Origin of the sequence: Nocardioides sp. NPDC057772 (genome assembly GCF_042798075.1) — a bacterium.
In the GTDB taxonomy this organism is placed as follows: Bacteria; Actinomycetota; Actinomycetes; order Propionibacteriales; family Nocardioidaceae; genus Nocardioides.
In genome coordinates this window covers 1-10,189 of record NZ_JBHVKN010000184.1, presented here as the reverse complement: position 1 = coordinate 10,189, position 10,189 = coordinate 1, and the positions used below count along the sequence as shown (strand labels likewise).

At 71.0% G+C, this 10,189-nt stretch carries 9 protein-coding genes; 5 read left to right on the top strand and 4 right to left on the bottom strand.

What is annotated here, in order from left to right; genetic code table 11:
• The 3 genes from hutU to ACFVJS_RS22390 form a co-directional block, all read right to left on the bottom strand.
• The coding region (gene hutU / locus ACFVJS_RS22400; protein WP_378885100.1) for a urocanate hydratase at positions 1-1,645 on the bottom strand (1,645 nt) is incomplete at its 3' end.
• A 171-nt stretch (positions 1,646-1,816) separates the two neighbouring features.
• Positions 1,817-3,358 carry a histidine ammonia-lyase gene (gene hutH, locus ACFVJS_RS22395; RefSeq protein ID WP_378885097.1) on the bottom strand — a complete coding sequence of 514 codons (1,542 nt, stop codon included), beginning with the start codon at positions 3,356-3,358 and terminating at the stop codon, positions 1,817-1,819.
• Between the two features lie 23 nt (positions 3,359-3,381).
• Positions 3,382-4,548: an LCP family protein gene (locus tag ACFVJS_RS22390; RefSeq protein WP_378885094.1), complete on the bottom strand. Its 1,167-nt coding sequence runs from the start codon at positions 4,546-4,548 to the stop codon at positions 3,382-3,384.
• Between the two features lie 173 nt (positions 4,549-4,721).
• Between ACFVJS_RS22390 and ACFVJS_RS22385 the strand changes: the two genes are divergently transcribed.
• Genes ACFVJS_RS22385 through ACFVJS_RS22375 form a run of 3 tightly spaced genes read left to right on the top strand, consistent with a single transcriptional unit; the run spans position 4,722 to position 7,158 of the window.
• A complete protein-coding gene (locus ACFVJS_RS22385) occupies positions 4,722-6,209 on the top strand; it encodes an Ada metal-binding domain-containing protein (RefSeq protein ID WP_378885092.1) in 1,488 nt (495 codons plus the stop codon).
• The gene (locus tag ACFVJS_RS22380; RefSeq protein WP_378885089.1) at positions 6,209-6,688 is read left to right on the top strand and encodes a methylated-DNA--[protein]-cysteine S-methyltransferase; all 480 of its coding nucleotides are present in this window, start codon (positions 6,209-6,211) and stop codon (positions 6,686-6,688) included. Before ACFVJS_RS22385 ends, ACFVJS_RS22380 begins: the two co-directional genes overlap by 1 nt.
• On the top strand, positions 6,688-7,158 hold the full coding sequence (locus ACFVJS_RS22375; RefSeq protein WP_378885087.1) for a hypothetical protein: 471 nt from the start codon (positions 6,688-6,690) through the stop codon (positions 7,156-7,158). The genes ACFVJS_RS22380 and ACFVJS_RS22375 overlap by 1 nt, the downstream gene beginning before the upstream one ends.
• Positions 7,159-7,195: 37 nt before the next feature.
• Here ACFVJS_RS22375 and ACFVJS_RS22370 read toward each other — a convergent pair whose 3' ends face one another.
• Entirely contained in the window at positions 7,196-7,918 is a 723-nt protein-coding gene (locus ACFVJS_RS22370) for an IclR family transcriptional regulator (RefSeq protein ID WP_008358359.1), read from the bottom strand.
• Between the two features lie 143 nt (positions 7,919-8,061).
• Here ACFVJS_RS22370 and leuC point away from each other — a divergent pair, with 143 nt between their 5' ends.
• Both leuC and leuD read left to right on the top strand, forming a co-directional pair.
• Positions 8,062-9,474, top strand: coding sequence for a 3-isopropylmalate dehydratase large subunit (gene leuC, locus ACFVJS_RS22365; protein WP_378885085.1), 1,413 nt, complete (start codon positions 8,062-8,064; stop codon positions 9,472-9,474).
• 1 nt (position 9,475) lies between these two features.
• Positions 9,476-10,081 (top strand): 3-isopropylmalate dehydratase small subunit, encoded by a 606-nt coding sequence (gene leuD, locus ACFVJS_RS22360; protein WP_165110301.1) that lies wholly within the window; start codon positions 9,476-9,478, stop codon positions 10,079-10,081.
• Positions 10,082-10,189: the final 108 nt, after the last annotated feature.

The window sequence follows — 10,189 nt, the reverse complement described above, 5'->3', positions numbered from 1 at the left end:
GCATCGGGATGTTGAGGCCACGCTCGCGGGCGACGTCGCGGGCGTGCTCGTAGCCGGCGTCGACGTGACGCATGACGCCGGTGCCGGGGTCGTTGGTCAGGACGCGCTCGATCTTCTCCGCCGCCAGCGGGGTGCCGTCGGCGACACACACCTGACCGGCGTGGATGGAACGGCCGATGCCGACGCCGCCGCCGTGGTGGATGGAGACCCACGAGGCGCCGGAGGCGGTGTTGAGGAGAGCGTTGAGCAGCGGCCAGTCGGCGATCGCGTCGGATCCGTCCTTCATCGCCTCGGTCTCGCGGTAGGGCGAGGCCACCGAGCCGGAGTCGAGGTGGTCGCGGCCGATGACGACCGGCGCGGAGAGCTCCCCGGAGGCGACCATCTCGTTGAACTTCAGCCCGGCGAGGTGGCGCTCCTTGTAGCCCAGCCAGCAGATCCGCGCCGGCAGGCCCTCGAAGTGCACCTTCTCGCCGGCCTGGGTGATCCAGCGCTTGAGCCCCTCGTTCTCGGGGAAGAGCTCGACGATCGCCCGGTCGGTCTTGGCGATGTCCTCGGGGTCGCCCGAGAGCGCCGCCCAGCGGAAGGGGCCGAGTCCCTCCTCGAAGAGCGGGCGGATGTAGGCGGGTACGAAGCCCGGGAACGCGAACGCGTTCGCGAAGCCACCGAGGCGGGCCCCCTCGCGCAGCGAGTTGCCGTAGTCGAACACCTCGGCGCCGCGGTCCATGAAGCCGACCATCGCCTCGACGTGCTTGGCCATCGAGGCCTGCGCCTTCTCGGTGAAGTCGTCGGGGTCCTCCTCGGCCCGCGCCGCCCACTCCTCGACGGTGTAGTCCAGCGGGAGGTAGGAGAGCGGGTCGTGCGCCGAGGTCTGGTCGGTGACGATGTCGACCTCCACGCCGCGCGCCAGGATCTCCGGGAAGACCGCGGCGCAGTTGCCGACGAGGCCGATGGAGCGCGGCGTACGCGCCTTCTTGGCCTCCTCCGCCTGGGCCAGCGCGTCCTCGAGGGAGCTGGCGACGGTGTCCATGTAGCCGTGGTCGACCCGGCGCCGGAGGCGGGACTCGTCGACGTCGACGACGATCACGACGCCCTCGTTGAGCGTGACCGCGAGTGGCTGGGCGCCGCCCATGCCGCCGGCGCCGCCGGTCAGGGTCAGGGTGCCGGCGAGCGAGCCGCCGAACTTCTTGCGTGCGATGGCGGCGAAGCACTCGTAGGTGCCCTGCAGGATGCCCTGGGTGCCGATGTAGATCCACGAGCCGGCGGTCATCTGGCCGTACATGGTCAGGCCGAGCGACTCCAGCCGACGGAACTCCGGCCAGGTGGCCCAGTCGCCGACGAGGTTGGAGTTGGCGATCAGGACCCGGGGCGCCCACTCGTGGGTGCGGAAGACGCCGACCGGCTTGCCGGACTGCACCAGCAGCGTCTCGTCGGCCTCGAGTTCGTCGAGGGTGCGGACGATGGCGTCGTACGCCTCCCAGGATCGCGCGGCGCGGCCGGTGCCCCCGTAGACGACCAGGTCGTCGGGGCGTTCGGCCACCTCCGGGTCGAGGTTGTTCATCAGCATGCGCTTGGCGGCCTCGGTCTGCCAGGTCTTGGCGGTGATCTCGGGGCCGCGCGCTGCGCGGACAGTGCGTGGTTCGCTCATGTGGTCCATCTCACCTCATCGGAGGAGCGGGCGTCAGCCCGCCCCGGCGAAAAGCTCGTTCTGGGGGCTGGTATCGGCGCATTTTCCCGCCTTGGCGGGATTCTGTCGCGGGATCTACGGGTCGCCCACGCCACTTTCCCGCCATGGCGGGAAAGTGGCGCGCGGTAGCGGTCAGTGGATCTCGGCGAGGGTGCGCGCCTTGTCGAGCAGCGCACCGGTGGCGACGAGGTCGACGACCGCCTTGATGTCGGGCGCGAGGTACCGGTCGGGGCCGGGGGCCGGGACCAGGGTGCGGATCTCCTCGACCAGCGCAGCGCCCACCGGACCCGGACGCTCCGGGGCGCGCATGTCGATCGCCCGGGCGGCGGTGAGGATCTCGATGGCGACGACCTGACGTGCCCCGGAGATGGCGCGGCGGAGCTTGCGGGCGGCGTTCCAGCCCATCGAGACGTGGTCCTCCTGCATCGCGGAGGTGGGGATGGAGTCGACCGACGCCGGGACGGCGAGGCGCTTGAGGTCGGAGACGATCCCGGCCTGGGTGTACTGCGCGATCATGTGCCCGGAGTCGACGCCGGGGTCGTGGGCGAGGAACGGTGGCAGTCCATGGTTGCGGGCCTTGTCGAGGAACCGGTCGGTGCGGCGCTCGGAGATCGAGGCGAGGTCGGCGGTGGCGATGGCCAGGAAGTCGAGTACGTAGCCGACCGGCGCCCCGTGGAAGTTGCCGTTGGACTCCACCCGGCCGTCGTGGGTGATCACCGGGTTGTCGACCGCGCTGGCGAGCTCGGTCTCGGCCACCCGCGCGGCGTGGGCCATGGTGTCGCGGACCGCGCCGTGGACCTGGGGCGCGCAGCGCAGGGAGTAGGCGTCCTGCACCCGGGTGAACCCGGTACCGCGGTGGTCGGCGACGATGCCGCTGCCGGCGAGGACAGCGCGGATGTTGGCGGCGGAGGTCGCCTGGCCGGCGTGCGGGCGCAGCGCTTGAAGGTCCTCGGCGAAGACGCTGTCGGTGCCCTGGAGCCCCTCGATGCTGAGCGCACCGGCGATGTCGGCGGTGGCCACCAGGTCGTCGAGGTCGGCGAGGGCCAAGACGAGCATCGCCAGCATCCCGTCGGTGCCGTTGATGAGCGCCAGCCCCTCCTTCTCGCGCAGCGCGACCGGGGTGATTCCGGCGGCGGCGAGCGCGTCGGCCGCGGGCACGAGGTCACCGTCGGCGTTGCGTACGTCGCCCTCGCCCATCGCCGCGAGGGCGCAGTGGGCGAGCGGGGCCAGGTCACCGGAGCAGCCCAGCGAGCCGTACTCGCCGATGACCGGGGTGATCTGGGCGTTCAGGAGCGCGGCGTAGGTCTCGGCGACCTCGGGGCGCACCCCGGTCCGCCCGGTGGCGAGGGTCGAGAGGCGGAGCAGCATGAGGCCGCGTACGACCTCCTTCTCGATCTCGGCGCCGGAGGACGCCGCGTGCGAGCGGACCAGCGAGGCCTGCAGCTGGGCGCGGTGCTCGGGCGGGATCGAGGTGTTGGCCAGCGCACCGAAGCCGGTCGAGATGCCGTAGTGGGGCCGGGTGTCGTGGGCGAGGTCCTCGATGAGCGCGCGGCTGGTGGCCATCGCGGTCAGCGACTCGTCGGTGAGGGTGATGGGGGCGTCATGACGGGCGACGGCGACTACCTGGTCGAAGGTGAGGGCGCCGACCCCGACGGGAACCGTGGTGTTGGTCATGAGGTGAGTGGATCACATCACACTCAGGCGGGTGCGCACAGGCCGTTGTCGGCGGCTTCCTTCTCCTGTTGGTCGGGGGTCACGGACTCGGCCGGGACCTCGTTCGGCGAGGCGCTGACCTCGGGGTTCCCGGGAGCGGCGGAGCTCGTCGGTGCGGCCGGAGTCGTCGGAGCGGCGGGGGTCGTCGGATCATGGAGCGGACGGTCCTCGAGCATCCGCTGCCACAGCCGGTCGGCCTCCGGGAGGATCTGCAGGCGACCCCAGTTGGGATCGCCTTCGGGGAAGGCCCGGTTGGGCACGGTCTCGAACTCGATGCTGCCCGGGTCGACGTCGCGCATCTGAGCAGCCAGGTCGGCCAGGCCGGCGACGGAGCCGATGTCGGTGGTGATCGACTTCGACAGCTCGGTGGCGAAGGTGGCCAGCCGGCGGGGGCGGGTCAGCGTGCCGGCGGAGAGGACCTTGGTGGCGAGAGCGGTGAGGAAGTACTGCTGGCGCCTCATCCGGCCCAGATCGGCGTTGGGGGTGGAGGAGCGGTTGCGTACGTAGTCGAGCGCCTGCTTCCCGCGCAGGTTGTGGGTCCCGGCGGGCAGGAAGATGTTGTGCTCCTCGTCGTCGATCTCCTCGGGGATGCAGATCGTGACGCCACCGACGGCGTCGACCATGCCGCGGAACCCGGCGAAGTCGAGGGCGAGATAGTGGTCGACCGGGATGCCGGTGAGCAGCTCGGTCTGGCGGGCGGTGCAGATCGGGCCGCCGAGGGAGTAGGCCTGGTTCCACATCACGCCGCTCGCCTCGGGGATCGTGGTGCCGTCCGGGGCGGTGCACTCGGGCCGGTCGACGAGCGCGTCGCGGGGGATCGAGACGCCGTAGGCCGACTTCCGGTCGGCGGCGACATGCAGCAGGATCGTGCTGTCGGAGCCGCCCGAGCCGCCCTCGCCGTCGATCGAGCAGCCGTCGCAGTCGCGTCCGTCGGTGCCGAGGATCAAGATGTTCAGCGGCTGCTTGGGACCCTCGTCCGCGTCCTCCGGCTCGTCGACGAGGTGGTGGATGTCACCGCCCGAGCCGAGGTTGCGGTTGAGGTGGCCGTAGAACGCCCAGGTGCCGATCCCGGTGCCGACCGCCAGAAACAGCATCGTGACCACGACGGTGAGCACGACCGTGCGTGTGCCCGACCCGGTTTCCGACCTCATCACCCTCCCTCGCCCGTCCGTGAGCTGACCGTCTGCGTGTGCAGCCCACACAGGTTGTACGCGCTAGTGCGCCGAGAGGTTGCTTCTTCAGGTAACGGCAATGTGAAACCATGAGGAAGGCGCTGTCCGAAAACCGCGCGTAATTTCGTTCCTGACACGGCAACATGGAGAGCATGAATGGGACGACGAGCGAGAACGGACTCGACTTCGAATCGTGCTATCGCGCCGTTCGGTCGCGCGACCGGCGCTTCGACGGTGTCTTCTACACGGCGGTGGCCTCGACCGGGATCTACTGTCGTCCCTCGTGCCCGGCGCGGACCCCGGCGCTGACCAATGTCTCCTTCCATCGGACCGCGGCGGCGGCGCAGGCAGCCGGCTACCGCGCCTGCAAGCGCTGCCGTCCCGACGCCACCCCGGGCAGCCCGGAGTGGGACGTGGCCGCGACCCTGGCCGGGCGGGCGATGCGGCTGATCTCCGACGGCGTCGTCGACCGGGAAGGCGTCGAGGGGCTGGCCCGCCGGGTCGGTTACTCGCCGCGCCACCTGACCCGGCTGCTGACCACCGAGCTCGGCGCTGGCCCGCTGGCACTGGCTCGCGCGCGCCGCGCACAGACCGCCCGGACGCTGGTCGAGACCACCGAGCTCGGCTTCGCCGACATCGCCTTCGCGGCGGGCTTCTCGAGCGTACGCCAGTTCAACGACACCGTCCGCGAGGTCTACGCGGCCTCGCCGACCGAGCTCCGCGGACGCCGCGGCTCCCGGCGCCGGGCCGACGGGACGATCGCGCTGCGGCTCGCCGTCCGCACCCCGTTCGCGGGCCGAGCCCTGCACGCCTTCCTGCGCGACCACCTGGTGCCGGGCGTCGAGGTCGCGGGCGTCGACGAGGGGCGGCTGTGGTTCGCGCGGACCCTCGATCTGCCCAACGGGCCGGGCACGCTCCGCCTCGAGCTCGCCGACATCCCCGAGGGCGAGACCGGCTTCGTCCATGCGACCTTCAAGCTCGCCGACCTGCGCGACACCACCGCGGCCGTCGAGCGCGCCCGGCGGCTGCTCGATGCCGACTGCGACCCGCGCGCGGTCGGCGACGTCTTCGCCGGTGATCCGGTGATCGGGCCGCTGGCCCTGGCGCTGCCGGGTCTGCGGGTGCCCGGCACCGTGGACGGGGGCGAGCTGGCGCTGCGTACGATCGTGGGGCAGCAGGTCTCGGTCGCCGGGGCGCGCACGGTGCTGGCCGGGATCGTCGCCGAGCACGGTCGTCCGATCACCACCGAGATCGACGGCCTCACTCATCTGTTCCCGTCCGCGGAGACCCTGGCGGCCGCCGACCCGGCCGGCATGCCGATGCCGCGCTCGCGCGGGCGGGCCGTCACCGGTCTGGCCGCGGCGCTCGCCTCCGGCGAGCTCCAGCTCGACCGTGGCACCGACCGCGACGTCGTGCACGAGCAGCTGCTCGGCTTGCCCGGCGTCGGCCCCTGGACCGCCGACTACGTCGCGCTGCGCGCTCTCGGCCATCCCGATGTCTTCCTGCCGACCGACGTCGGCATCCGACGAGCGCTGGACGTGCTCGGCGCGCCGATGGCGGATGCCGCCGCGTGGCGGCCCTGGCGCTCGTACGCCTTGCTCTACCTGTGGACTTCACTGACTGCTTTGGAGGAACTCTGATGTGGACCATCATCGACTCGCCCGTCGGCGAGCTCCGGCTGGTCGCGTTCGACGGCGCGATCACCGCGATCGACTTCATGCCCGCGCTGTACGCCGAGGGCCGGCCGCGCGGGGAACGCTCCGACTCGGACCCGTTGCTCCGGGAGTGCGCCCGTCAGCTGGCCGAGTACTTCGCGGGTGACCGGGTCGTCTTCGACCTCCCGCTGGCTCCTGTGGGGACGCCGTTCCAGGTGAGGGTGTGGGAGCAGCTGCAGCAGATCGAGTACGGCACCACGTGCTCCTACGGCCAGATCGCCGGCCGTCTCGAGATGACCGGCCATGGCGCCCGTGCCGTCGGGCTCGCCAACGGGAAGAACCCCATCCCGATCGTCATCCCGTGCCACCGCGTCGTCGGCGCGGACGGCTCGCTGACCGGCTACGCCGGCGGCCTGGACCGTAAGACGACGCTGCTGGGCCTGGAGAGCGGTTCCCTCTTCTGATGCCGAGACTGCAGAAGTGGCGGCCGACTCGTCAGTTGTGGCGTACGTCGCTGGTTGTCTGTGCGCTCGCCGCCGCGCTCGCCGGGTGCGGTGAGGAGACCGTGGGCCCGGCGGGGTCAGGTTCGCCCGCGGAGCCGGTGAAGCCCGCGACCGGGGAGAGCCTCCGGAGCGTGGGGGAGAACCGGCTGCTCGTCAACGGGCAGTTGGCGTGCGACCAGGACGTGTCGAGCGACGAGGCGAAGGACACGATCGAACGCGTCGGCGGGCTGCAGCAGCCGACCTGGTCGGTGCGGTTCGCGGAGAGCACCGCCGCGGGTGTGGTCGTGCTGGTCGCCGGGGACCTCGAGGACGCCGAGCCGCGGCTCTTCGAGGACTATCAGGTCGCCGCGATCGTCGGGCTGGCCGAGGACCAGTCGCGGGCCGAGGACTTCAAGGCTGTGCGGGAGGCGGTGCGGGAGATCTGCGGCTGAATGCTCACCGAGGTAACTCGGTGAGCATCCGGCGACGCTACTCCGCAGCCGCGCGCCGCAGCGACTCCGAGAGCCGGTCGGCAGCAGCCAGAACAGCGGGAGCGTGCATCTTCCCGGGCTGGCGGGTGAGCCGCTCGAGGGGGCCGGAGACGGAGACGGCGGCGATGACCTTGCCGCCGGGGGAGCGGACCGGAGCCGAGACGGACGCGACGCCGGCCTCGCGCTCGCCGATCGACTGCGCCCAGCCGCGGCGGCGGATGCCGGACAGGGCGGCGGCGGAGAAGGCGGCGTTCTGCAGGCCACGGTGGAGACGCTCGGGGTCCTCCCAGGCGATCAGTATCTGAGCGGCCGACCCGGCACGCATCGTCAGTTGGGAGCCGACGGGGATGGTGTCGCGGAGGCCGGAGGGGCGCTCGGCGGCGGCGACGCAGACACGGAAGTCGCCCTGGCGCCGCCACAGCTGCGCCGACTCGCCGGTGATGTCGCGCAGACGCGCCAGGACGGGCCCGGCGGTGGCGAGCAGCCGGTCCTCGCCGGCGGCGGCGGACAGCTCGGCCAGGCGCGGGCCGAGGACGAAGCGGCCCTGCATGTCGCGGGCGACCAGACGGTGGTGCTCGAGCGCGACCGCCAGACGGTGCGCGGTCGGACGGGCGAGACCCGTCCCGGCCACCAGACCCGCGAGGGTCGCCGGGCCGGATTCGAGAGCTGTGAGCACAAGGGCGGCCTTGTCGAGCACACCCACACCGCTGGAACTGTCCATATCGCAAGACTAACTTCTCAGAACCTGAGATGCAACGTTAGGCTCGGAGAAGCAGACTGGAAGTGGCGGATCTGACATCGCGATTCAACGCTCGAGCCGCCACCGGCCACTACAGACCAAAGATGCCAGATGGAGAACGTGTCATGGGCAGGACCTTGTCGGAGAAGGTGTGGGACGAGCATGTCGTCCGGTCGACCGCGGGAGAGCCGGATCTCCTCTACATCGACCTTCACCTCATCCACGAGGTGACCAGCCCGCAGGCTTTCGACGGCCTGCGGCTGTCCAACCGGAAGGTGCGCCGTCCGGACCTCACCATCGCCACCGAGGACCACAACGTCCCGACCGTCGACTGGGACAAGCCGATCGCCGACCCGGTCAGCCGCACCCAGGTCGAGACGCTGCGCAAGAACGCCGAGGAGTTCGGCGTACGTCTCCACCCGCTCGGCGACGCCGAGCAGGGGATCGTCCACGTGGTGGGTCCGCAGCTGGGGCTCACCCAGCCCGGCATGACGATCGTGTGCGGTGACTCCCACACGAGCACGCACGGCGCGTTCGGCGCGATCGCGTTCGGCATCGGCACCTCCGAGGTCGAGCACGTGCTGGCGACCCAGACGCTCATGCAGGACAAGCCGAAGACCATGGCGGTCACCGTCAACGGCACTCTGCCCGAGGGTGTGAGCGCCAAGGACCTGATCCTCACCCTGATCTCCAAGACCGGCACGGGCGGCGGCCAGGGCTACATCGTGGAGTATCGCGGCGAGGCCATCCGCGCGCTCTCCATGGAGGCCCGGATGACGATCTGCAACATGTCGATCGAGTGGGGCGCCAAGGCCGGGATGATCGCCCCCGACGAGACCACCTTCGCCTACATCAAGGACAAGCCCGAGGCTCCGAAGGGCGCCGAGTGGGAACAGGCCGTGGCGCACTGGAAGTCCCTGGTCACCGACGAGGACGCGGTCTTCGACAAGGAGATCGTCCTCGACGCCGCCGAGGTCACCCCGTTCGTCACCTGGGGCACCAACCCGGGCCAGGGCGTCCCGCTGGGCGCCGCCGTCCCGAGCCCCGACGACTTCGAGGACGCCGACGAGAAGATCGCGGCCGAGAAGGCCTTGGCCTACATGGGCCTGGAGGCCGGCACCCCGATGCGCGAGGTGCACATCGACACCGTCTTCCTCGGCTCCTGCACCAACGGGCGCATGGAGGACCTGCGTACGGCTGCCGACATCATCCAGGGCCACCACGTCGCCGAGGGCACCCGCTTCCTGGTCGTGCCGGGATCGGCCAAGGTGCGCCTGCAGGCCGAGGAAGAGGGTCTGCACAAGATCTTCCTCGACGCCGGCGCCGAGTGGCGCGGCGCGGGCTGCTCGATGTGCCTGGGCATGAACCCCGACACCCTCGCCCCCGGCGAGCGCAGCGCGTCGACCTCCAACCGCAACTTCGAGGGCCGCCAGGGCAAGGGCGGTCGCACCCACCTGGTCTCGCCGGAGGTGGCCGCCGCCACCGCCGTACGCGGCACCCTCTCCTCGCCCGCCGACCTGACTCTCGTGGAGGCCTGACATGGACAAGTTCACCACCCACACCGGCGTCGGCGTGCCGCTGCGCCGCAGCAACGTCGACACCGACCAGATCATCCCCGCGGTCTACCTCAAGCGCGTCACCCGCACCGGCTTCGAGGACGGCCTCTTCGCCGCCTGGCGCAACGACCCGTCCTTCGTCCTCAACAACGAGGCGTACGCCGGGGCCTCCGTCCTCGTCGCCGGCCCCGACTTCGGCACCGGCTCCTCGCGTGAGCACGCCGTCTGGGCACTCATGGACTACGGCTTCCGCGTCGTCATCTCCAGCCGCTTCGGGGACATCTTCCGTGGCAACTCCGGCAAGGCCGGCCTGCTCGCGGCGAAGGTCGACGAGAAGGTCGTCCAGAAGCTGTGGGACTACCTCGACGACAACCCCGGCGCCTCGATCACGGTGGACCTCGAGTCCCGCACCGTCCGGGCCGGCGAGGGCGTCGACGCCATCGAGGACTCCTTCGACATCGACGACTACACCCGCTGGCGCCTCCTCGAGGGCCTCGACGACATCGGCATCACGCTGTCCCACGCCGATGACATCGCGGCGTACGAGGCCACCCGGCCCTCCTTCAAGCCGGTCACCCAGCACGCCTGACCGCCGAGAAGGCGCTCGCGTCGGCCGAGACGTCAGTTGGGTCGGCCGAGACGTCAGTTATGTAGATCGAATTGTCAGTTGTGGGCGACGAGAGTGCACTCCTGTCTC